Here is a 24578-nt window from a genome sequence, read left to right as displayed (position 1 = left end):
CGAATGAAATTCTATGTTATAGGTATTGACGATAACCAGTCTCAACATTTCTCTCCTGAAATAACAGATGTGATTAACTCGCATACTGTTTTTTCGGGTGGAATACGCCATCACGAAATAGTGAGGCCTTTCCTTCCGGAAGATTATTCGTGGATAGAGATAACTGTTCCCCTAAACAAGATTTTTGGGCAATACCGGACTTATGACGAAATCGTGGTGTTTGCTTCGGGCGATCCTCTTTTTTATGGTTTTGCCAACACCATTCGGCGGGAGTTACCGGAGGCTGAAATACTGTTGTATCCATACTTCAATTCCTTGCAACTACTGGCTCACCGCCTGTTGATGCCATATCACGATATGCATATCGTTTCGCTTACCGGACGCCCGTGGCTTCGTTTCGATGAGGCGTTAATCTGCGGATATAATAAGATAGGGGTGCTTACCGACAATAAGGAACATACACCTGCGGCTATCGCCGAACGAATGCTGTATTATGGGTATGATAATTACAAGATGTATATAGGTGAATTGTTGGGGAATAAAGAAAAGGAGAATGTAACTGCATTGGAATTATCCGATGTTACGGGAAAAACATTCTCGTTTCCCAATAATCTTATTTTGCAAAAGACATATGAACGTCCACGCCCTTTCGGCATCCCTGAAAGCGAGTTCGATTTGCTGAATGGCAGGGCTAAGATGATAACAAAAATGCCGGTGCGCCTGCTTTCACTGAGTTTGCTGGATTTGAGAAGTAAGTCGGTATTCTGGGATATCGGTTTCTGTACAGGTTCGGTATCTATTGAAGCTAAGATGCAGTTTCCTCATTTAGATGTTTTCTCTTTCGAAAAACGGGAAGAAGGACAAGAACTTATGGAAAATAACTCCCGGAAATTCGGTACGCCGGGCATAAATACCATCATAGGTGATTTTGTGGAAACGGATATTTCTGACTTTCCCCGTCCCGATGCTGTTTTTATCGGCGGGCATGGCGGACGCATGAAGGATATAATGTCGAAGGTATTTTCGGTATTAGTCCCGGGAGGAACAATAGTATTCAATTCTGTATCAGCCGAAAGCAAAGAAATATTTTTGGCAGCGGCAAAGGATAATGATTTGGTAATAAAGGAAAGCATCACTGTTGCTGTGGATGATTTTAATGCTATTGAAGTGATGAAAGCACAAGCCCCCTAAATCCCCCGAGGGGGACTTACAGAGATGGTATATGAAATTAAAAATTAAGAGTGAAATTAATAATTGCGCAAGCATCTTGTAACTTGTAACTGCCCATAGGGCGAAGTAACTCGTAACTGAAAACATATGAAATACGCTATAATACTAACATCTGAAACTAGCCTTCCTTTAGCTGAAACCATCAGGACAGAATTAGGTGAAACTAATATATACACAAAAGCCGGCTTAAAAGGAACGGATCGGATTTCTTCTATAAACGACTGTGTAAAAGACTTATTCGGCCAATCGGAGGCAATCATATTTATAGGGGCTATGGGTATTTGCGTCCGTAGCATCGCCCCTTATATCAAAGACAAGCATACCGACCCTGCCATTGTAAATGTGGACAGTACCGGGCGCTATGCGGTGTCCGTGCTTTCGGGACATGTGGGAGGTGCTAACGAACTGACAAAGAGGATCGCCAACATTACAGGCGCTGAAGCGGTTATCACTACCCAAAGCGATAATACCAACCTTTGGGCGCTGGATACAATCGGTGAAAAATATAATTGGGTAACGACTTCCAACGCAGATAATTTCAATGAACCGCTTACGGCTTATGTAAACAGAAAGCCCACCGCGCTATTGCTCGATATTGTGGACGAAGGAACTGAATTTATGGAGCGTACAGTTCCCGGGCATGTGAAGATATATTACAAGTATGAAGACATTGATTTACGGGAATATGAATTGCTGATAACAGTTTCTCCATACCTTTATCCTGATGCGGGCATAGCTGTTATCAGCTATCATCCGAAAGTACTGCATCTGGGTATCGGATGCCGCAAAGACTGTAATCCTGAGGGTATAAGCGGATATATTGCGGATACTCTGTTGCAAAAGCATATTGCTATCGCTTCCATAAGCAGTATTTCGACTATAGATATTAAAAAGGATGAGCCTCTGCTTCGTGAGTTACAATCGTATCTCGGGAATATCCCGGTACGTATATATAACGCAGAGGAACTGAAAGACATAGAAGTACCTAATCCATCGGATAAGGTGAAAGAAGTAACAACAGTTGCCGGAGTTTCCGAGTCCACAGCCATTAAAAGTTCTGACGGAGGACCTCTTATATTGGAAAAACAGAAAGGAGTACTGAGTCAGGGCAATGATTTTACTTTTGCTATTGCCGTCGGACGTATGGCAGTCCGGCAAGGACATATCGAGATAGTAGGCGCGGGGCCGGGTGACCCGGATTTGATTTCGGTGAAAGGCCGTTATTTTCTTGAAGCCGCCGATCTGATTTTATATGCAGGAAGCCTTGTTCCGGTGGAGCTTACTTATTGTGCAAAACAAGGAGCGGTTGTGCGTAGTTCCGCTTCGATGGATCTGGAAGAGCAATTTGATTTGATGAAAGAGTTTTACGATAAGGGTAAGCTGGTAGTACGTTTGCACACGGGTGACCCGTGTATTTACGGGGCTATTCAGGAGCAGATGGCTTTTTTCGATAAATATAATATGTCTTATCATATCACTCCGGGCATATCGTCATTTCTGGCTGCTGCAGCTGCTTTGGAATCACAGTTTACGATACCCGAAAAGGTGCAGACTATCATACTGACAAGAGGGGAGGGGAGGACTCCGATGCCGGAAAAAGAAAAGCTTCATTTACTGGCGCGCTCACAAAGCACGATGTGTATCTTCCTGAGTGCAACTGTCGTAGAGCAGGTACAAAAGGAACTGATGGAACATTACCCGCCCGAAACCCCGGTAGCAGCCTGTTATAAGCTCACATGGAAAGATGAGAAAATATACCGTGGGCAGTTAAAGGATCTGGCTAAGATTGTCAAAGAAAATAACCTGACGCTGACTACCATGATTGTAGTAGGTGACGCGATCGGAAACAGGGAAGGATTGTCGAAATTATATTCTCACCAGTTCAAGCATCTGTTCAGAGGATAATATTCCCATCTTCGTCTATGAGCATAATTGTCAGCTTTCCGTTTGGTAAAAGCGGAACGCACGTATCATAACATCGTTTGATAAGAAGTGTAAAAAAAACTTCCTCTTGGGTAGTAATAATATCCCATAACTGCCGGGCTAGAGTCATTTCCTGTATCGCTGCAATTGTTCTTTCGGAGCAATTACTTTCGTAAGCTAAGCCGGTAAGGAACTCTTTGTTCATCACCGTTTTTTTACTGTGTGTATCCAGTGAGCCTTCGGCAAGTTTCACGGCCTTCCCGAGCATAATACCCAACGTCAGGCTTTTGAAACCGAGGTCAGACGCTATCTTTATTGTTTCGCCGATGAAATTCCCGTAATGGATAAATGCCTGTGCAGGCAGATTAGGATATCTTTGTTTCACGAAACGTTCGCTCTTTGCTCCCGAGTTAATCACTACCCGCTCGCATCCCAGGGCTTTGGCTACCTGCATTTCGCGGCGGATGGAGTTGATGAATGCTTCCGAAGAAAAGGGTTTCACTATTCCCGAAGTGCCGATAATAGATATTCCGCCTGTGATACCCAGTTTGGGATTGAATGTTTTCAGTGCGATTTCTTCTCCGTTGGTAACGGAGATAGTGACATCTACACCTGTCTTTGAATCCCCGTCCGGCAATTTGTCCTGATTATGGCGCAAGACTTTGAAGATTTCCCGCTTTATCATCATACGGGGCGTCTTGTTGATGGCCGGTTCACCAATTTCTATATCCAGTCCGGGAAGTGTTACTGTACCCACACCTTTTCCCTGTAAAAAACGGACGCCTTTATGAGTATCGCAGAGTTGTACCGTAGATACTATTTCGCATCCGTTGGTAATGTCCGGGTCATCTCCGGAATCTTTTATGACTGAACAACTGACTGTATTTTCTGAAAACCGTGTGGTAGCAATAGGAATGCGTATCCATTCGCCGTTTGGCAGTGTCAGGCCGATTTCTTCCTGTATCTCATTGGTGAGCAGGGTTGTGAGCGCCGCTTTAGCAGCAGCAGTGGCACATGTTCCTGTAGTATATCCTGTCCTTAAATCGAAGAATCCGGGTGCATATTTTTCAATTTCTTTGCGTAGTCCGTTTTCGCCATAAACGGAAATGAAAGAAGGGGATAGAGGGGGCCGTTTGACGACTAAAAAGGGTATATTCAGTTTGCGGGCAGCATCCGCTTTTTCGTTAAATCCACCGGAGTCGCCACTTTCTTTTGTTATAATTGCCTGTGGCTTTATTCTTTCGAATAAGGGAGTTTCATCCTCTCCCTGTCTGTAATATAATATTTTGTCATATGGAAAATTGTTTGCCTGTGCAATAGTGCGGGATTCTTCCCTGTCCAGAATTCTGAACCAGCAGTTGTGACGTTTCCAGTACGGTTTAAGTTTTGCTATCGTATTTACTCCTGTCAGCGCAAGCAGGTTATCTATCTTATTACTTTCGAGATAATGGATTGCATCGTTGTAAGAATCGAACCAGAGCAAATCGTCCGTATGTTCCGGATAACTGCGTTCATACCTGACTACGGGTATTTCCAATTTTGCGGACGCGGAAGCTATATTCCCGTGCAGGTTCCCGGCAAAGGGATGCGCTGCGTCTATAATAAGCTTAATGTTATTCTCCTTACAGCATGTAATCATAGACTCTTCATCGAGGCCTCCGGAGAGAAGAATAGCATACACACTCTCCACTTTCTGCAAATCGCCTTTCGTGGAATAATAATATGGTTTGGCCGCTCCATCGCACACCGATAGGGCTTTGCGTCCTTCTGTTGTTCCTCCGAATATAAGTATCATAGCCGATGTATATTGTCCAGTAATTCTTCAATGCTGGAAATTAATAAGTCCGGTTGCTCCGGTATACAAATTTTTATCCCGTTATCTGTAATATCAATGTAAGAATCGGTGTTAAACTGCCGCGAAGCCAGTATTCCATTCCGTTGCAGCGCTTTTCTGACCATTGTATATTTTTGTCCGTGCCCAAGTAGTTTTATCTGTCTGTCGGATTCATTTTCTATTCTAAACAGTCCGGTGTCCTGGTCGAAAATAATCCCTTTTCTGGCAAAGAAACTACTCAGACTGCCATCCAGGGACAGATCTTCGGGTGTCCCTGTCTTTATTCCGCTCTGCTTGTCCATCAGCCATATTTTATCAGCTATCTGGAGCGCCAGTTCCAAATCGTGAGTGGAAAGGAAAATAGTTTTATTCGTCTTGCGGGATAGTTGGTGCAGCAATTGCATGATTTCTACTTTGCTCGGGAAATCGAGAAAAGCAGTAGGCTCATCCAGAAGGATTATCGGTGTTTCCTGCGCCAGCGCTTTCGCAATCATCACTTTCTGCCGTTCCCCGTCACTCAGTGTATGAACCATCCTGTGCGCCAGATTTTCTATTTTCACCATCGCGATGGCCTTATCTACGATCTCTCTATCTTCTTTATTCAGTTTTCCCCAGAATCCTGTATATGGGCTGCGTCCCAAGCCGATAAGTTCGCGGGTGCTCATGTTTTTTATATCAAACTTTTCGGTCAGGACTACACTGGCGAGGGTAGCAAATTCCTTTTCGCTATATTCTTTTATTTCCTTTCCGCGTATATAGATACTGCCCGACAATTTGGGCTGGAAAGCCGAAAGCGTCCGCAGCAAAGTAGACTTGCCTATCCCGTTGGCTCCGAGCAAGCAGGTAAGTTCCCCGCTGAAAATGGATGAAGTTATACTTTCGGCGACAGTGATGATATTCTTTTTTGAAGAATATCCTATCGAAAGATGCTGTATATCGATTGTCTTTTGTTTCATCTTTCTATTCCGTTATCTCATTCTTACGTTTTCCGAATAATACCGATATAACTATCGGCGCACCTATGAGTGCCGTCACCGAGTTGATAGGTAATGCCCCTTCAAATCCCGGCATGCGTGCTATAAGGTTGCACAGCAGGGCAAGGGATGCCCCTGTGAGTGTGACGGCAGGCATCAGTATCCGGTGGTCGGACGAGACAAATATTGTACGGCACAGATGAGGTACGGCCAGTCCCAGAAAGACGATAGGCCCGCAATAAGCTGTGATAATAGCTGTGATGACACACGAACAGCAGATTACATACAGGCGGGCACGTTTTATATTCAGCCCTAAATTACGGGCATAACCATCGCCGAGCAGCATAAGGTTCAGTGTCTTGATAAGCAGGAATGAAAGCGGGATAAGTACGGCCATTATGAGGACAAAAGTATAGACCTGATTACCCGATACTTTCGCGAAACTGCCCAGTCCCCATATTACATATGCCCTGACATCTTCATCGTTGCTGAAAAATTTAAGGACGCCGATAATGGCGGTCGCTATATAGCCTATCATGACTCCGATGATAAGGAGTATGACATTTCCCCTTATCCGTTGCGAAATGGCTATTATGATTGCCATCACAGCCATAGCCCCGGCAATAGCCGCCACAGATACAGCCACTTCCCCGAAAAAGCCTAAAGTACTCAATGCCGTTCCGGCAATGCTTCCCGACAGAAGGATAATGAAAGCTACACCAAGGCTTGCTCCCGAACTGATACCCAGTTCGGAGGGACCGGCCAGGGGATTACGGAATACGGTCTGCATCTGCAACCCGCTTATGGATAAGCCTGCTCCCGCAACCAAAGCCGTCAGTGTCTGGGGAAAACGGGATTTCCAGATTATATTCTGCCATATCAGCGGTTCATCTCCTGTTCCGGATAATATATTCCAGATAGAACCTACGGGTATGGAGATAGTTCCCAATACAAGGTTGAGTATGAAAAACAGCAGGATAGAAACAAAGATAAGTATAAGTAAAAATATATGACGTTTCATTATTTCAATAGTTCATAATATACAGGTGTGTGTTCGGGTAACAGCTCGGGGTGGAATATCTTTATCAGGTCGGCCAGTACAACTTCCGGTTCTACAGGCGTATTTTCATAGAAGGGCTTTTCCCTGAGATTGCAATAGATAAGCTTTTTGTCTTTGTATGCTTTGAAGTCGGCGTAACGTGCGTCGCTTTGTTTCAGCGCTTCATAGCTGAATGTTCCGTTGTGGCTGTTTACCATACGCCAGTATTCGGCATTCGCGCCCTGAGAATATACAGTTTCGAAATCCACATAAAATCCGCCCGATTCATCATCGTTTTTCATAAAATAGGATGCTCCCGCATCGCGGAAGAGTTGCGCCAGATAACTGTTTCCTCCTACGACATACCAATTGCCCGAATGCAGTTCTCCGCTAAGCACCGCCGGCTTATGCGCCACCGGTCCGGCCAGTGATTTCAGTTTATTATATTTTTCTTCTATTTCATCGAATTGTTTACCGGCCTGTTCTTCCATTCCCAATAAAAGCCCTGTAAATTTTATCCATTCGGCCTGCCCCAGAGGAGACGATTCTTTATATCCTAAAAAGCTGATTAAAGGAATATCCAGATTGCGGATAGCATCATAACCTCCACGCTTGAAGGGCGAAACAAGGATAATGTCGGGATCGAGAGCCATAACCACTTCGTTGTCAAACTCGCCTTCGATACCGATTTTGCTTGTTTTCCCGGTTTTTAATTGTTCGTTTAGCTGAGGATTAAACAGGAAATGGGTGCTGGTTATCCCCGCTATTTTGTCTACAGCGTTTAATTTGATAAAATTGGAAATTTGCAGGGTGGTCATACATACCACGCTTCTTACGGGGACTTCTATAATCTGGTATCCGGCAGGTATGCCGGTTTTATCTTCCCCTCTTTTCAATAAAGCATATTGATATTTGGTATCGCTTTCGCCGGAAGGATCGTGTATATCCACCAGTTTGTAATTTCCATGTTCGGATACGGTAAAGCCTTTTGCATATTTGATATTTAAAGTATCGTGCGAGCCGGAAATATTGTTGCTGTCTTTCTTATTCGGGTTGCATGCTATGAAGCAGCCAAAAGCAAGCAGGATTATTGAACGGGTAAGGATTTTCATATTTGTTTATTTGCGGATTATAATTAGTGAAAAGTAAGGGAATTTACGATTGAGTATTTCTTCCCTATTCTGAGTATAGACTTCTTTGCCGGAGATTCCTGCATTTTCAAAATAGTGGAAAGTGATGTCCTGAATATTTTCTAATGCTTCCTTTATTACCTGTTCGCACTGGGAAGCCTTCATCAGTACAACGGTTTTGCCGGTTTTGATCTTTTCTTTCAGGCTGTTTAATGTTATGATACCCGGAATAACTTCGAGTTCTTCCTCTTGTTTCACAATATGAATGTTGGCCAGAGTGCCACAGGCTATAAACGCAGGCACGCCTGCGATGCGGCTGACCGGTATATTCTCCTGTGTAAGATATTCGCTTATGTAATAGATGGTAGAGTAGAATCCGGCATCGCCTTCGGCTGTAACAGCTATTTTATGCCCGGTTTTATACTTATCCGATATTTCTTCCGCCACTGCCTTATAACTCTCAATGGCCAGTGAACGGTCTTTGTTCATAGGTACATTGAATATGTTCAGCTTTGATTCGCCGATGCCCAATTGCAATAAGACATCCTTTGCCCGTGAGGAACTTTTTCCTCCGGGAAGGGCGGTTGACGGACAAAATATTAAATCTGCTTTTTGCAGGGCTTTCAAACCTTTCAAGGTTATCAGTTCCGGGTCTCCGGGACCGAGAGATACGAACATAACAGAATCAAACATCTTTAAGATTCATTTTATAAGAGTTAGAATCAGATGCCTTTAGTGTAGGACTAAAATAGACGAACAGGTATGTGTGTTGTCTGTAAATAGTATTTAAGCCTAAACCTCGAGCTTTCAACTAATAATGTTCCGGCAGGTTTTCTGACTTGCTCCATTTTTGAACGGCCTTCCCGACATTCAGTTAACAGTGGGCAGTTAACAGTAAACAGTCAAAAAACTGTTAACTGATAGCTGATGACTGATAACTGTCAATCAGTGGTTTGAGTATTGTCCAAAAACTGTTTTCAGATTGCATTACTGTTAACTGATGACTGTTAACTGCTCACTGAAAAGAGCTTACAGCAGCGGGTCTGTTCAGGATTTGCACCTGATTCCCTTTTAATTACTCGTCCGGCAACGCGGATCTGTAACACCAAAACTTAGTGCAAAGATATGGAAATAACTTTATAAAGATTTATATAATGTATATGAAATAACTTTATCTATGTATTTAGCCCTTAACTGATAGCTTATAGCTCTTTGATGTATTGAAGTAGAAAAAATAGGGAGGAAAAGTGGACATATAAAAAAAGAAGAAAATAGTGTCAGGTTTGTCAAGTTTTAACCTCTCTAACTTCCTCGCGGGACTGGATTGTAAAGACCTATGAATTACCACGTCTTTTAAGATGTGAATAAAAGGTTCCTTGAGACAGACTTTAGCCGGAAAGGATTTGGCTAAAGCCTATTAAAATTATCAATCCTATCCTCTATTTAAAAGTGGAGAGAATGAGGAAAAGTTGTCAGGTTTGTCAGGTTTTATATTTAATAATGTTGCCTGAAACCGATTATAATAAAGGCAGCGAGCCAATCGATTAAAATATAGTTAATTTTATAATCCTTATTGCGTTTATTTGGTAATATCGTTTAATATAGATATTTTTATGCCGTATTTGTTAATTAACTATTATGGCTAAACTTATAATTAATTCCTATGCCGATTTTGAGCAGTATGTAGGAAAAGAACTGGGAACTTCTGACTGGCTGAAGATATCTCAGGACCGTATCAACAAATTTGCAGAAGCTACGCTTGATTATCAATGGATTCATGTGGATGAGGAAAGAGCGAAGGTGGAGAGTCCTTTCAAAAGTACAATTGCGCATGGTTATCTCATGGTATCTATCCTGCCTTATCTTTGGGACCAGATAATAGAGGTGAACAATATAAAGATGCTGATAAATTACGGTATCGAAAAGCTGAAATTTAATCAGGCAGTAGTTGTCGACAGTGAAGTACGTCTGCGGGTTACTCTGGCATCGCTTGTTAACCTGAGAGGAATAGCCAAAGCCGAATTGAAAGTTGTTCTGGAAATAAAAGACTGTCCGAAGAATGCATTGGAAGAAAATGTAATATTTCTATACCACTTCAATAGTTAGCAAGAAATCTTACAGATAATATAAGGGAGGGATACTTTAAACGATATAGGGTATCCCTTCTTATGTGATAGAGTATGAGTTTTCGTTTTTTAGGCATTTTCTCCGGATGGCAGGGCTGTTAAGTTCTGATTTTTTTTACCCTCTGTGTCATGTTGAACGGAGTGAATTGAATTGAAAATCGGCGGAGCCAAAATCGCCGAAGCGAAGGCGAGGCAAACATCTCCTTAATCGAAAGAGATCCTTCGTTCCACTCAGAAACAACGTTCGGCAGAGCGAAGCGGAGCCAATGACAGCAGAAAATAACAGAACAAAGTAGAGAACTTAATAGCCCTGCCCCGGACGCGTATCCCGTCCATGAAACTAAGGGCGCAGGCTGACGCGCGGCAAGTGAAGCCTCCCCGATAATTACGCGGATAAATGTTTGATTGATTGCTTTATATTATAGTATTGTAGTTGATACAGGCCTTCACTATCGCTTTCCATTGTATACTATCTATGGGTACATCTTTTGGATGATATTTCTGATTGTATCCGGAAAGCCGTATATAGTCATCAGCCACATCGGATTTATCCAGATTCTTAATGGTGAGAAATTCTTCTCCATCGATGGTAAGATATACGATATACATTTCACCCCAATATATGTCGTTGGTGTGATTTGCTGTTCTATAACATACGATATCTCCCGGTTTAATCAATGGGTACATGCTGTCTGTTTTCACAAATCCGGCGCCATCACATGAACTTAAATTGGGTATGGATAGATATCCATGGCATTTATGCGATCCTTTATAGGAGAATATGGGTATAAACTCCAGAGGAGATTCTGCCTTGAGCAGATTTTTGTCAGAGACAGTCGCCGGGTCTATATTCATTACAGCGGCATACTGTTCCCGTACCGATTGTAGGTTGTCGTATAACCAGAATATCGACGATTTTATCATTTCACCTTCACCCGAAATAAGCCATTCCAGATTTATTTCAGGGTATGCAGCATATATTTTAGCTATTGTGTCGCCGGTTATGCCGCTTTTCTTGTCGAGAGTACCGTTAGAGACTCCAGTCTGGTTGTAGAACTTATTTTTACTAATCCCCCGTTTGTCTATAAACTGTATAATTCTGTCCTTTTGAGTTAGGTTTTTGCTCATTGAGTGTAATCGATAATGAATTATGGCTATACCTATTGAGGTATAATTGCAATATAGTTTGTAAGATTTCTAACAAAAATAACTTTAATTCTTGAAATACCAAAAAAGTTAATTTTTTTTGCTTGTGAAATAAAGATAAAGCAAAAAATGGTTAATGTAGAATTATTTCATATTATTTGCTTTTAATTGAGAAATATTTCTTTAAATTTGCGGAAATTTTAATAGGAAATCACAAAATATACAAATACGCTTCTTAGTTACTATGCAAAATAATAACTTGTATTTTAATGGGTTATCCCATGGCTAGGAATATTTCTATATGGAGAGGAGCTACATACATAATGATGCAAACGAAAATAATTTTATTCATATATGAAAACTTGCTCAAGAACACTCAGATTCACTTTATTGGGGTTTGTTACATTAGCACTTCACACAATTGATCTGCAATCGCAGGTTACAATAGGATTGGGAGAGGCGCCCGCCAAAGCAGGACTATTGCAGCTAAAAGAACAGGAACCGGATGCCGATAATGTAACATGTAAAACAGGAGGCTTTATTTTGCCTCGAGTGGCATTGGTAAATTTGAAAACCTTAGAGCCGTTTGTTAATCCGACAGAGACAGGGTATGATAGTGAGAAATCGAAAAATATAGGTCTGCTGGTTTATAATATGACTAAAACAAGTCCTTTCATTCCCGGGCTATATTTATGGGACGGGGAGAAATGGGGAATGTTGAAAGCGGCTTCGGATAGTATACCTACCAGGGATAACCCGGGTAGTGTTCCTGTAGAGACTGCTCCATCCAGTATGACAGATCCTGCCGGCTTAAAGCTTTCTAATTCTTTTATTGTTGGCTTTAATAAAACAATTGATATTCCTGTTATGAAGGCCTATGCTGTCTGGAATCAGTTGTTGAATCTGAATGAAGTCGGGTTGCAGGGAACCGTTAGCGTTGAGTTATTATGGGAAGATAAAAAAGACTTGATAAAGGAAGTTACTCTTGCATCAGGGGATAAAGGCGCAGCCTCAATGCTGAGGGTTACAACCAATAGCAATAATCTGCAGGGGAATGCGGTCGTAGCTGTGAGAATAAATGATGTAATACGCTGGAGCTGGCATATATGGGTAACGAATTATGACCCTGAAGTATTGGCCGGAGAGAAAGTGTATAATGATATAATATTCATGGACCGCAACTTAGGTGCGATAAATACGACGCCGGGCAATATCGGTTCATTAGGCTTGCTTTATCAATGGGGAAGAAAAGACCCGTTCCCCGGTTCTTCAGCTGTAGATGATAATTTAGAAATCGCACTTTATACTTTTTCCGGAGGTAATGTTGCTATAGGAAAGAGCAAAGTGAGTAATAGCCTTAATATGCCGGCTTCTATTATTAATCCATATACATTTTATTATAGTACTGAGGGTAATCAGGATTGGTATAGTAACTCGGGTACAACTAATAACTATTTGTGGAATGATACAGATAATACTAAGGGTACTTATGACCCTTGCCCGAAAGGCTGGCGTGTACCACGCAGCGGGACGGGAAGCAATTCTCCCTGGAATGGTTTAGGGGGCAGTGGCCCTGCTTTCGATAAAGGTAAGGGAGAGGAATGGCCTGTAGCGGGATATTATCCGGCGGCCGGATACCGTGACCCGGCTACCGGGAATCTGACAATGGTGGGGCTGGAAGGGTATAACTGGTCGGCAACGGCTTTTTACAGTACCGTATATAGACTGTTTTTTAAACCCTATTACATTCAGGTCGACGCAACAGATAATAGGGCTAAAGGAAGTTCGGTACGTTGCATAAAAGAATAATTCAGTATAAATATTATCTACTCTGTGTAGTTTTTTTAATTTGTCTTAAGGTTGGGATGGCATATGCGTGAGCATGTGCCTTTCTGTTTTCAGAAACAATTTTTAGCTGAAAAATAATGAGTCCTGCGAATCTCTCGACTCACAGGACCCAACCTTAACACAAACTTTACAAAACTACATATATATTATATTGTTTATTCTTATTTATCCATCCTGTATTGTGTAGGAGACAGACCTGTATGTTTCTTAAAAAATCTACTTAAAGAAGTCTGATTCGAAAAGTTGGTCTTTACGGTTATCTCCTGTATATTCAATGCCGGATTCTTTAACAGCGATTTTATCTCCATAATGCTATATTCTACGATCCAATCCTTTGCCGGCCTGCCACTAACATCTTTTACTACCGAAGTCAGATATTTGGGCGTTATATGAAGTTTCTCTGCATAGAAAGCAATCTCTCTGTTTTCTCTGAAATATTGCATTATCAGAAGAAAGAAATCGTATGTGATCTTTTCTTTCCGGCTATCAATATCCCTAATGGCATTTTTAGATAGTAGATTGTTCCTGTAATTATTATAAAGATCAAGATAGAAAAGCCTCAGCAGATTGACTATATATTCCCTCTGGAATAGATTGTCGGCCGGTTTCACCCAGCTATATATAAGATTGTAGTATTCAGAAAACCGGTATACTTCATCTTTGGATAGCTTATAGTGATACTTCCTTCTCATATGTATAAAGAATAAAGGAGAAAGGCGTGCGACTCCACTAAGAACATCGTTTATTAACAGATGCGATACCGTAAAATAATTGATCGAAAAATCAGGGCTCTTACTTTTCAACGAAACTATTTGTCCGGGGAGAATCACCATTAACTCACCTTTCGACAAACGGTGTTCGTGCATATATACATCTATTATAGCGGATCCTTCTGTACAAAGTCCTAAGATTCCTATGGGAAGATATGTCTGGGTATATGTAACGGGAAGAGCGCTCTCTCCCATACAAATATTAAAGTCATATCCAAAAGAATATACAGAGTTTTTCTTGTCCTTTGACAGAGATCTTTTTTCTCCGTACATTTTCGTCTTGTCTTCCATCTCAGTCTTGTCTCTCCTCTAATATCGGGTGCAAATATATAACATCATTCTTTACAATTTTCATCTAGTGGAAATATGGTATAACATTTAGGAAGTATGGTATCCTTTTTGTCTAAAATCTCTACAAAAGATATCCTTATTGACTCGGAATCGGCCAATCGTACTATAATTATATCCATTTTCCATCTCTATTCTTAGTGTAAGTCTCGACTGCAAATTTAGTAAAACAAGAAGAATGATATATAAATAATAGGATATATTATGAAAATAATATAGATTTTATTTAATATGGAAAACGAATGAAAAGAATTCTTATATCTATATCCTTTATATCGTAGTTCAAGTCTGTATTTCTATAAAAGCAAAAGCTTATCAGACCACCTGTCTGATAAGCTTTTTTATATAATGAATCTTAATATTCTATTTCAGATAAGTGTCGAACCAACGGAAGAACTCTCTTTGGAATAATATACCGTTTTGAGGCTGTGCTATCCAGTGGTTTTCATTAGGATATATAAGCATGCGGGCAGGAATGCCTCTCAACTTAGCAGCATTAAATGCCATCATGCCCTGGGATGCCAGTATGCGGTAATCCAGTTCCCCGTGCGTAATCATTATCGGAGTATCCCATTTCTCCACAAATTTGTGCGGAGAGTTAGCATACGAACGTTGTGCGATAGAATTGCTCCTGTCCCAGAAAGAACCTCCCAGATCCCAATTGGCGAACCACATCTCTTCTGTCTCGAGATATTGTGCTTCCACATTGAAGATACCGGCATGGGCGAGGAATGCTTTGAACCGTTTATTGTGGTTGCCCGCCAGCCAATATACGGAGAAGCCACCATAGCTTGCGCCTGTACAACCAAGTTTGTCTGCGTTCACAAAAGGCTCTTTAGCCATAGCATCTATAGCCGAAAGATAATCTTTCATATTCTGTCCGCCATAATCTTTACTGATCTGCTCCAGCCATTCCTGTCCAAAACCCGGAAGGCCTCTGCGGTTAGGGGCTACGATAATATATCCGTTTGCAGCCATCATCTGTAGATTCCAGCGATAGGACCAAAATTGGCTCACTGTACTTTGAGGTCCGCCCTGACAATATAGAAGGGCCGGATATTTCTTATTCGGGTCAAAGTTTGGCGGATAAACAATCCATGTCAGCATTTTCTTTCCATCGGTGGTGGCTATCCAACGTTCTTCTACTTTGCCCATTTTTAGCTGGCTTAGTATTTCTTTATTCTCAAAGCTCAATTCGGTAGCTTCTCCATTGGATGTATTTACCGAATATATTTCATTTGGCGCCGACAGTGAATGGCGTATTGCGATCAGTTTGTCTCCGGCTATACCGAAAGATTCATAATCGTAGTCACCTTTTGTTATCCGGTTTATTTCTTTAGTATGTACAAAAGCTTTAAACAGGTGAGTTTTAGCCTCTACGCATGATACAAAATAGATACTCTCGTTATCGTTCCAAGCCAGATAATCTGTATTATAATCAAATTTTTCGGTTACATAGATCTTCTCGTTGGTAGCCAGATTCATAACAAACATCCGGTTCTTGTCGGATTCGTATCCGTCACGCTCCATGCTTTGCCATGCAATGTATTTGCCGTCGGGAGAGAAAACAGGATTGATATCATATCCCATCATACCTTCGGTAAGATTCTTTGTTTCTTTGGTATCTATATTATAAAGATAGATGTCGGAGTTGGTAGACAAGGCGTATTCCAATCCTTTTTTCTTACGGCATGTATATGCTATCGATTTGCTATCGGGGCTCCAAGCCAACTGCTCTGTTCCTCCGAATGGAAGCATAGGGCATTCGTAAGGTTCATCACCTAATATATCTGTGCCCTCCGTCATTTTTGTACCATCATAATCGGCAACAAAGCTGTGAGGGATTTCTTCTACCCATTCCGACCAGTGTTTATACATCAGGTCATCTATAATACGTCCCGATGCCTCGGGCAGATCGGGATATTTATCGGCAGTACGTTCTCCAAACTTTATGTTTTTAATGTATAGAATTTTCTTTTCATCAGGCGAATAAGAAAAACCGTTGACACCGCCTTCTATATCGCTTATCTGCACCCGTCCACTGCCATCGGAATCCATTTCCCATATCTGCGAAGAGCCGCTTTCGCTACTAAGAAACGCTATTTTGGAGCCTCCTTTTATCCATATAGCATTATTCTCACTTTTGGCAGTTTGGGTAATCTGCTTTTTGTCCGAGCCATCGATATTCATCGTAAATAACTCCCGGTTAGTCTTGTTTTGCTCGATACTTACATAAGTAACTCCGTAAAGTACTTTTGATTTATCAGGAGAAACCTGTACATCCGAAACGCGCCCAAAACTGTAAAGTACTTCGGGGGTCATGATGCCGTTTTCTACTTTTACGGTCGCTTTGCCGATCAGGGGTGCATCTTTTTCCGTGTTTTCTATTTTTGCGGAAAACTTACCGCCACACGAAACTACTGATGCGCCGAGTAATAATGCCATAATTGATTTATTCATATAGTTTAATTAATTTTATATGTTCAAAGATATTTGTTTTTTACAATACACACAACATATAAGACTACAGACATGGGGCAAACTCACGAAAATTGGCAACTATAATTACCTGTCGTCTTTTTGCATCAATTAACTGTATAATGTTAAAACCTTACACTTCTGACACATTTTCCATTATTTTTTATCTTGTCTGTTTTTATTCATTAACTATGTATAGTTAAAAGGTAACAGATATATCAGTCAACAGTTATCAGTTAACAGCTAACAACTCGTATCTTGTATCTTGTTTACTCGTATCTCATATAACTTAAAACTTACTACTTATTCCAATACATCACCCGCTCGCGCAGACGTCCCGTCTGTGTGTTGCGTAGCAAACATTTTTGCCCTGGCAACAAGACACGACTGGAAGTCCGTGCCGGCAGGGCCGCAGGGCACAGAAATAACATTTGCCGAAGCGAAGGCGAGGCAAACTCGTAACTTTCAAAAAAAGGTAACACATGTAACAGTCTTTTCAACCTTTGTGTCCTTTGTGATTCCTTCGTGTACTTAGTGGTTGAATCTCTTTATCACAAGGGGCACAAAGAGTTACACAAAGAACACTATGTAAAAACCTGACAAACTTGACAACTTTTCCTGCTTTTTACTTTTTCCCGATCTTTAAATTGTTAAACCTTGAATCTTTAAATCCTCATATCAATCTTTGGCTCCGCCGATTTTCAATTCAAAGAACTATAAACTAACAGCTAAAGGCTATAATTATATAGATAAAGTTTTCCTCTTATGATAGATATTATAGTTAAAGTTTGGTCAATCATTTTAAATATTATATTTTTGTTGAACAATTGTTCAATGAAATAGTATGAATACAGAAGAGCTTATATTGAAAAAAACATTTGGACTCTTGTTATTAAAGGGTTTCGATGCTACTTCCATTACCGATATTCAGGTTGCTACCGGTTTGTCGAGAGGGCTTCTTTATCATTATTTCAAGAATAAGGAGGAGTTATTTATACAGGTGACGGAGAAGTTTTTCATTCAGATATTTGATTTCGATATCCGTAAGGCTAAGGATTACACAGTGACTGAATTTATTGGTTTTATGTGCGATCGCTTTTGTAATATCAGCAAGGTAATATCCGGCATCGTGGAGGAAACCGGTAGTATCAAAGATGTTTCGATGCTTAATTATTACTTTTTATTTTATCAGGTGATGCAACGGGATGCCATTTTCAGAAATAATTACAGGACAACAACCGAGAAAGAGCGTACTGGGTGGGAGTATGCTCTGAAAAATAGTATCGAAAGGAATGAAATACGGATAGATATAGATGTAGATGTTTCAGCGAACCAGTTGTTTACGCTTACGGATGGTATCTGGTTTCAGGGTATTTTTTCATCAGACGGGCAAAGTGTTATCCGGAATCTGGAAAACACTCTGAGACACTATATTACATTATTAAAATAAGGATTGTATATTTTTTTATAATTACATTGAACATTTGTTCAATGTATTAAGGAACGCTTTAATATAGATTTAATATGAGTTGGGTTTATTTATTACTGGCAAGTGCTTTCGAAGTAGGTTTTACATTTTGCATATCAAAAGCAAAAGTCGTGCCTGCGCCGCAATCCACATATTGGTATGCCGCATTCGGAGTCTGCTTGGTATTGGGAATGGGATTATTGGTAAAGGCGACTCAAACAATACCGATGGGTACGGCTTATGCCATATTTACAGGTATAGGTGCAGCCGGGACTGTGCTTCTGGGAATAATTGTGTTTAAAGAGCCAGCCAATCTGATGCGGATATTTTTTATCGTCACATTGATAGCGTCGGTAGTTGGATTAAAAGCAGTATCTCATTAATACTACAGGTATGTACTGATAGTATCCCGCAAAGAGGTTAAAGCGCAGGAAAGACCATAAGCACGCAGCGTTCCGATTATCCTGCTTTCGACTATTTATTTTGCGTCTTCGCATCTTTGCGGGAGTGAGAACCGCCTGATGCTTACCTGTTAATTTTAGACAGTTGCTATGGCCTCTTCACCAGTACTTTGTCGATACGTGCGCCGTCCATATCTACTATTTCGAAAGAGAATCCTTTCCAGGTCAATAGTTCGCCTGTTTTCGGTATATGTTCCAGCAGGTCGAGTATCAAGCCGCTAAGTGTGTTGTATTCATATTTGGAATACAGATCGCCTTTCTTGAAATAAGTAAGGAAATCATAGAATGAACATTGTCCGTCCACAAGGCAGCTTCCGTCCTGTCGTTGCACTATGTCGGGTTCTTCGTGCGGATCGAGTATTGTTCCTACCAATGCTTCCAGAATATCTTTGAGGGTGACGATACCGCGTACAATACCGAATTCGTCACAAACAAGGGCGTACTGTACATGCTTCATCTTCATCTCTTCCAAAGCACTGTAAACTTCCATATTTTCGTGGAAATAATGGACGGGACGAACTACCTGCATGATATCAAAATCAGGGTCTTCTATTTTTCCGAACATATCTTTCAGGTGAACGACACCTTCTACATGATCCAAATCTTTATGCCCTACAGGATATTTATCGAACGGATTATTATGTATAATCTCAATTATTTCCTGATTGGTCATATCGGTGTCTATCCATACTATTTCACCCCGGTAGGTCATAATAGATTCCAGATCCCTGTCACCAAGCGTGAAGACGCGCTCTACTATATCTTGTTCCACTTCCTGCACCTCCCCTCCTTCGGTTCCTTCCTGGATCATCGACTTTATCTCTTCTTCCGTCACCTTTGTGTCAGTGTTTTTAATTCCCGACAGGTTAAATATCACGGAGGTACTTTTGGAAAGGACCCATACGAAAGGAGATACAATAATGGAAAGATAGTGCATCGGACGAGCTATAAACTTGGCTATCTTTTCGGCGGCACTTAAGCCGATCCTTTTGGGAACCAGTTCACCGAAGACAATCGTAAAATAGGTAACTACAATGACAATACTAACCTTTGCGATGGTCAGTACATACTGATGCGGAATACCTGTGCTGCCCAGTACTTTGGCAAAATCATCAGCTAGTACATCTCCCGAATAAAGACCGGTCAGAATCCCTATTAATGTAATTCCGACCTGCACAGTCGACAAAAAACGGTCGGGATGATTCGCCAGATTTAGAGCGGCCTGAGCAGCCTTGTTGCCTCGTTTGGCTTCGTTACTGAGGCTTGACTTACGGGCAGATACAACTGCTATTTCCGACATTGAGAAGATACCATTCAATAGTATCAGTGCAATAATGATTGCGATTTCCATATATATTCTTTATTGATACCGTAAAGATATTGGCTATCGCTATTTTTTCCAAATTAAGAAAAAGGAATATTTGTTAATCCTCCGTTATCAAATCGTTCAGAAACTCGCTTAAAGGTTGCATCAGTTTATACATGTCTTTGATGTATGGTATCAGGTCGTCACTGAATAGCTTCTCCGTCGGGATCGGCTTATACGCATAGAAATGTTTCAGTTTCAGGTATTCGGCCGCAGGATGGTTCTTATCGAATCCATTGGGTACACGTTGCAAGGCGTCTTCGTCCCGGTAAAGATCTCCGATCTCCTTTTTGAAGCGCTTTTCGTTGAGTATTTCCTGAAACAGTTCGAAATCGTCGTATATACCCCGCCTTACTTTTTTCAATTGGTCGGGCATCAGCATATAATGTCCGCACGAAATAAAGCTTTCTTCCGGGTCGATATGCAGGTAATAGCCTGATGATTTATCCAATGCACGCGGGCGGAATACTGCGCCGAAGTGTGTTTTATATGGTGATTTATCTGCGGAAAAACGCACATCCCGGTAAATACGGAAGATACATTTCTTCGGTTCCGGTAATCCTATTTCGGGGTCGAATGTGGCTATTACCTGTATTGTCTGCCCGACCAGTTTTTCGAAGTCAGCACGTGCACGGTCATACCATTTCTTATTTTCAGTAAACCATTCGCGATAGTTGTTTTCCTTTAGTGCGGCGAGAAAATCGAGAGTATCCTTTTTCAGCATGATCTATATTGTTTCGTTTGAGAATATATGTATACGGTTTTTTATAGGATGCAAGATACTTATTTTTTACATAGCCGACTCCCGGTATTGAATCTTTTTTAGGGTAAACACGCGAAAATTGGCCGCTATAATTATCGGTTTGTTTTTTGTATTTGTTAACTGTCTGGTGTTAAAATCCGATAAATGAAGGTAGGCTCCCGACACCTTATAGGGTAGTAGTGACATCCGCCTTGCCGGGCTATTTTTACAGCCGTTTATTTATGCCGGATTGTCTAAGGGGTATCTTTCTTACATCTAACTGACAACCGAGCCATGTTATTGCAAGTAGTGTGCGAGACGTTTGTTCCGTTACCCCAGATATACAGCGCGCACGCCTGGTCCCCCGGCTGCCCCCGGCTAGACGTGACGAAAGCGGCGTCTTGGATTAGTAAGGGATGTGAACTGATACCAGTTATCAAAACGCTGAAGCCCCCCTTCAGGACAAATCGAAGTTCCCTGATTCTGGGTACCACCTGTAAATGGTTCGCCCGGACTTCTCATGGCAGCGCCAATCCGGTCATCCACATTACCGGCTTCGTACGCGTATTCAAGGGTATTGGTCTTTATCTCTTCGGTCAACTGTCTCCACTCATAATCGCTTGGCACATGCCAGTCCGGCGGGCACACACCCCGGCGTACCGGCTGGGTTGAACTTCCGGTCTCATTGACAGTCGGATACGTGACAGTTATTCCTGAACCATCCCCTGCATTGATAACGGCAGGGAAGTTATACCAGATACCGTAACGTTTGTATTTGCTCTCCCATATGGTCTGGGCTGTGGACAGGTCGTATGGATCGCTAAACGTCACAAATTGGTAATATTTGGCCTCCGGAATTGTGTTAAGCCCTTCGATATAATCCGGATAACCGTCCGCTACATTTGGTATATAGCGGAGGTTCTCAAGCATCCACTCCCCGGCAGCGCCAAAAGTGCGGTAGAGGTATTTTTCCCCGTCACGCGGATCGGTGAATTCATGGACGTCAGGAGATAAAAGGTTCGTGCCTTCTTGTCCCAGATATTTCCATTCAGTTCCCGTCCATGTATATGCTCCCTTCTGTATCATAGGACGGGGACATACATCCATATTCACATTATATACTGTCAACCCCGTATGGGCTGATAAATCCCAGATTTCCGAGGCTGCTGCGCCTATAGAGACGGGCAGGCTGTTTGCCCCTGTGGCAGCGGTGGGTTGCAGGTTAATCAGCTTGACACGGGGAAGCATTATGCCTAATGTGGAGGTTACACCGCCGTCAGCGGCGTCTTTCTGCTTGAGGTCGAGAATAGCGCCATCGAGGGGCTCCTTGCCTGCGCCGATGGTCACCTGTCCGTGCAGGCTGATTAAGGCGGAGAGCAGCAGCATAAAAATCGTAATTTCAAGCCTTTCTTGTTTCATAATTTATTGTTTAAATTTATTACCTGTGAATAAAAAGTTGTACGGCCGAAGTATAAGCCGTACAACCGGAGTTTGTGTAAATATTGGAAGTATTAGTTCCTCTTTTTCTCTCTGGCAGAATAAGGCTGATGCCCAAATTTTCAGAGGGGAAAATAGAGGAAAAGGTTGTGAAATTATTTTCGGCATCATTGAGCACATGAAAAAATATACTTTTATTTCACAAAAATATATGGCAATTTTGTAGAAATTTTGAATTTTTTGAATTAAGGTCTGAGCAGATGGCAAAATTTTCTTTTTACCCGACCAAAAGTTACATCTCTTAAATAGAAAGAGGTGCTTCATTCCTCTCAGAATGACAAGATACGGGGAACGGACAGTTTTTTTCTTAACTTAATGACATATTAAATGTATGTAAAAATAAGTTTTATTTTGTTATACAGTCTGATAATCACCGCCTTTTTCCCTTTGTAATGAAAGCATTTTCCATACATTTATCTGTTAAACGATAAAATGATGCCGCCATGGAACTATTAGAACCAAAAAGACTATTTATTCTGACTTTATCTCTCTTCGTTTTCACTGTTGCATACTCCCAGAATAAGGATGATGACCGCATATATTGGAGTGATAGGCAAAAACTGATTGTCGACGATTTCGGCATCAAAACCAGAAACCTCGAAAGTGGGGCAACTTCGGCAGATTTCGCTATCGACTATGATGTAAGCCGTTTCAACTTCGTAAGTAAGAATTTCAATAAGAATGTTCGCAACTATATGATTAAATCGACTTCTCAAATTGATACTACCGGCAACGTGCAGCAATATTTGCTTTACCAGCAAACACTTTTCAACTTGAGCGAAATATATGCCCGCGAACTGAGAAAAGCATTAAAAGAAAATCGTAAACTACTGATTTCGGGGACTAAGGTTGCCGATGAACTGAACTGGAAAGTGATGTCGGAATTTCTCGATCGCAGGAGTAAATACACACAGGAAACCAATTCGGCAAGTGATCCGGTTAAACAAAAAGAATGGGAAGACCAGATTGCCTATGAGCTGAACGAACTGAAAGATTTTGCCTATGGGAAGTAGAAATGCATAATCAGAGACGGAATAAAAAAGAAAAACATTAACGGGTTCCGCTAAACATTAAGATGTATATTGCTGTTTTATAGTAGATAAGTAACTTATTGCTCAAAAAAGACAGCTATGCATATTTTTATTACCGGGGGCACAGGGCTGATTGGTACGGCTTTGATTAAGACACTCATCAGGCAAGGGCATGATGTTATGGTTCTGAGCCGTAATCCTCTTAAAGCTGAGAAAAAACTTGATAAACAGGCGAAGTTTTGTACTTCAATACAGGCTATGAAGTCTCTCGACGGATATGATGCTGTCATAAATCTGGCGGGAGAGCCTATTATCGGGAAACGCTGGACTAAAAAGCAGAAAGAGCGTTTATGTAATAGCCGCTGGAGTATAACCCGCCGGTTGACAGAGTTGATAAAAGCCAGTGATATACCTCCTAAAGTATTTATTTCAGGTTCTGCTATCGGGTATTATGGCGCGCAGGATAACAGTATACTGACTGAGAAGTCAGGATTTAACGATGAATTTACCCATCGATTGTGCAAAAAATGGGAAGAACTGGCGTTGGCTGCTCAAAGCAACAGGACGAGGGTTTGCATATCACGTACGGGAGTCGTTCTTTCAAAGGAGGGGGGGATGTTATCCATTCTGACTCTGCCTTTTCGTCTGGGTCTGGGATGTACACTCGGTAAAGGTACCCAGTATATATCGTGGATACATATACAGGATATGGTAAATGCCATTATTTACCTGATGGATATGCCTGAAGCCCGGGGTATATTCAATCTTACAGCTCCCAATCCGGTGACAAACAAGCGTTTCTCAAATATATTGTCAGCCACTCTCTACCGGCCGCGTATATTTCGTATGCCTGCATTCATAATGAAACTTGTTATGGGCGAGGCGGCCACGATGGTGGTTGACGGGCAGCGGGCAATACCTCAGCATCTTACCGATTTGCATTATCGCTTTACTTTTGAACATCTGGATGAGGCATTGAGCGCATTATTAAAAGGGCGAAAGTATAAAAAACAACTTGTCGGGTCCGGTTCCCCAAAGGGCATAAATGGTTAATTGCCATTTATTGAATGTGCGATTTATTTCAAGCATTACATTCTGTTTTTTCCTGTTAAGATATTACATTTGTAGTCAGTTAAGTAAAAGTGAGTATCTAATGATTTAATAGAT

Annotated in this window: 19 protein-coding genes and 1 riboswitch; of the genes, 8 read left to right on the top strand and 11 right to left on the bottom strand. The window is 41.4% G+C overall.

Translation table 11 applies throughout. From position 1 onward, the window contains the following. Positions 1 to 3 precede the first annotated feature (3 nt). Together cbiE and cobM are read left to right on the top strand one after the other, a co-directional pair. On the top strand, positions 4 to 1191 hold the full coding sequence (gene cbiE / locus B3317_RS13775) for a precorrin-6y C5,15-methyltransferase (decarboxylating) subunit CbiE (protein WP_291112577.1): 1188 nt from the start codon (positions 4 to 6) through the stop codon (positions 1189 to 1191). A gap of 126 nt (positions 1192 to 1317) precedes the next feature. Beyond that, positions 1318 to 3135, top strand: a complete 1818-nt coding sequence (cobM, locus tag B3317_RS13770) for a precorrin-4 C(11)-methyltransferase (protein ID WP_291112575.1) — start codon at positions 1318 to 1320, stop codon at positions 3133 to 3135. Here the strand turns inward: cobM and cbiD are convergent. Genes cbiD through B3317_RS13745 form a run of 5 tightly spaced genes read right to left on the bottom strand, consistent with a single transcriptional unit; the run spans position 3125 to position 8823 of the window. Continuing rightward, entirely contained in the window at positions 3125 to 4948 is a 1824-nt protein-coding gene (cbiD, locus tag B3317_RS13765) for a cobalt-precorrin-5B (C(1))-methyltransferase CbiD (RefSeq protein WP_291112573.1), read from the bottom strand. The genes cobM and cbiD overlap by 11 nt on opposite strands. Further along, the gene (locus tag B3317_RS13760) at positions 4945 to 5943 is read right to left on the bottom strand and encodes an ABC transporter ATP-binding protein (RefSeq protein WP_291112572.1); all 999 of its coding nucleotides are present in this window, start codon (positions 5941 to 5943) and stop codon (positions 4945 to 4947) included. Before B3317_RS13760 ends, cbiD begins: the two co-directional genes overlap by 4 nt. A 4-nt stretch (positions 5944 to 5947) precedes the next feature. Next, positions 5948 to 6982 (bottom strand): iron ABC transporter permease, encoded by a 1035-nt coding sequence (locus tag B3317_RS13755; RefSeq protein ID WP_291112571.1) that lies wholly within the window; start codon positions 6980 to 6982, stop codon positions 5948 to 5950. Further along, positions 6982 to 8112 (bottom strand): ABC transporter substrate-binding protein, encoded by a 1131-nt coding sequence (locus tag B3317_RS13750; RefSeq protein WP_291112570.1) that lies wholly within the window; start codon positions 8110 to 8112, stop codon positions 6982 to 6984. Before B3317_RS13750 ends, B3317_RS13755 begins: the two co-directional genes overlap by 1 nt. Before the next feature lie 6 nt (positions 8113 to 8118). After that, the gene (locus tag B3317_RS13745) at positions 8119 to 8823 is read right to left on the bottom strand and encodes a precorrin-2 C(20)-methyltransferase (protein WP_291112568.1); all 705 of its coding nucleotides are present in this window, start codon (positions 8821 to 8823) and stop codon (positions 8119 to 8121) included. Between the two features lie 114 nt (positions 8824 to 8937). Then, positions 8938 to 9255: riboswitch (cobalamin riboswitch) on the bottom strand. A gap of 513 nt (positions 9256 to 9768) precedes the next feature. Here B3317_RS13745 and B3317_RS13740 point away from each other — a divergent pair. Next, positions 9769 to 10236, top strand: coding sequence for a MaoC family dehydratase (locus B3317_RS13740; RefSeq protein ID WP_291112566.1), 468 nt, complete (start codon positions 9769 to 9771; stop codon positions 10234 to 10236). Positions 10237 to 10670: 434 nt separating this feature from the next. On the opposite strand, the gene B3317_RS13735 is transcribed toward B3317_RS13740, so the two are convergent. Beyond that, positions 10671 to 11384 carry a S24 family peptidase gene (locus B3317_RS13735; RefSeq protein ID WP_291112564.1) on the bottom strand — a complete coding sequence of 238 codons (714 nt, stop codon included), beginning with the start codon at positions 11382 to 11384 and terminating at the stop codon, positions 10671 to 10673. A 372-nt stretch (positions 11385 to 11756) separates the two neighbouring features. Here B3317_RS13735 and B3317_RS13730 point away from each other — a divergent pair, with 372 nt between their 5' ends. Further along, the gene (locus B3317_RS13730) at positions 11757 to 13211 is read left to right on the top strand and encodes a hypothetical protein (protein WP_291112562.1); all 1455 of its coding nucleotides are present in this window, start codon (positions 11757 to 11759) and stop codon (positions 13209 to 13211) included. A gap of 200 nt (positions 13212 to 13411) precedes the next feature. Here the strand turns inward: B3317_RS13730 and B3317_RS13725 are convergent, their stop codons facing one another. Both B3317_RS13725 and B3317_RS13720 read right to left on the bottom strand, forming a co-directional pair. After that, positions 13412 to 14311, bottom strand: a complete 900-nt coding sequence (locus B3317_RS13725; protein ID WP_291112560.1) for an AraC family transcriptional regulator — start codon at positions 14309 to 14311, stop codon at positions 13412 to 13414. A gap of 420 nt (positions 14312 to 14731) precedes the next feature. After that, positions 14732 to 16828, bottom strand: a complete 2097-nt coding sequence (locus tag B3317_RS13720) for a S9 family peptidase (protein ID WP_291112558.1) — start codon at positions 16826 to 16828, stop codon at positions 14732 to 14734. Positions 16829 to 17690: 862 nt separating this feature from the next. On the opposite strand from B3317_RS13720, the gene B3317_RS13715 reads away from it, so the two are divergent. Together B3317_RS13715 and B3317_RS13710 are read left to right on the top strand one after the other, a co-directional pair. After that, the gene (locus tag B3317_RS13715) at positions 17691 to 18296 is read left to right on the top strand and encodes a TetR/AcrR family transcriptional regulator (protein WP_291112556.1); all 606 of its coding nucleotides are present in this window, start codon (positions 17691 to 17693) and stop codon (positions 18294 to 18296) included. A gap of 74 nt (positions 18297 to 18370) precedes the next feature. After that, positions 18371 to 18697: a DMT family transporter gene (locus B3317_RS13710; protein ID WP_291112554.1), complete on the top strand. Its 327-nt coding sequence runs from the start codon at positions 18371 to 18373 to the stop codon at positions 18695 to 18697. Positions 18698 to 18863: 166 nt separating this feature from the next. Here B3317_RS13710 and B3317_RS13705 read toward each other — a convergent pair whose 3' ends face one another. The 3 genes from B3317_RS13705 to B3317_RS13695 all read right to left on the bottom strand — a co-directional run bounded on the left by B3317_RS13705 (position 18864) and on the right by B3317_RS13695 (position 22302). Continuing rightward, on the bottom strand, positions 18864 to 20126 hold the full coding sequence (locus tag B3317_RS13705) for a hemolysin family protein (RefSeq protein WP_291112552.1): 1263 nt from the start codon (positions 20124 to 20126) through the stop codon (positions 18864 to 18866). Between the two features lie 73 nt (positions 20127 to 20199). Further along, positions 20200 to 20865, bottom strand: a complete 666-nt coding sequence (locus B3317_RS13700) for a DUF2461 domain-containing protein (protein ID WP_291112550.1) — start codon at positions 20863 to 20865, stop codon at positions 20200 to 20202. A 396-nt stretch (positions 20866 to 21261) separates the two neighbouring features. Then, positions 21262 to 22302 (bottom strand): FISUMP domain-containing protein, encoded by a 1041-nt coding sequence (locus B3317_RS13695; protein WP_291112548.1) that lies wholly within the window; start codon positions 22300 to 22302, stop codon positions 21262 to 21264. Between the two features lie 521 nt (positions 22303 to 22823). Between B3317_RS13695 and B3317_RS13690 the strand changes: the two genes are divergently transcribed. Together B3317_RS13690 and B3317_RS13685 are read left to right on the top strand one after the other, a co-directional pair. Next, a complete protein-coding gene (locus B3317_RS13690) occupies positions 22824 to 23393 on the top strand; it encodes a hypothetical protein (protein WP_291112546.1) in 570 nt (189 codons plus the stop codon). A 117-nt stretch (positions 23394 to 23510) separates the two neighbouring features. Further along, positions 23511 to 24464, top strand: coding sequence for a TIGR01777 family oxidoreductase (locus B3317_RS13685; protein WP_291112545.1), 954 nt, complete (start codon positions 23511 to 23513; stop codon positions 24462 to 24464). The last annotated feature ends 114 nt before the right edge of the window (positions 24465 to 24578 follow it).

The sequence above is a fragment of the Dysgonomonas sp. UBA7710 genome (assembly GCF_002482385.1).
Lineage (GTDB): Bacteria > Bacteroidota > Bacteroidia > Bacteroidales > Dysgonomonadaceae > Dysgonomonas.
Note: the sequence above shows the minus strand (reverse complement) of the source record. Positions and strands in the feature narration are given on the sequence as shown.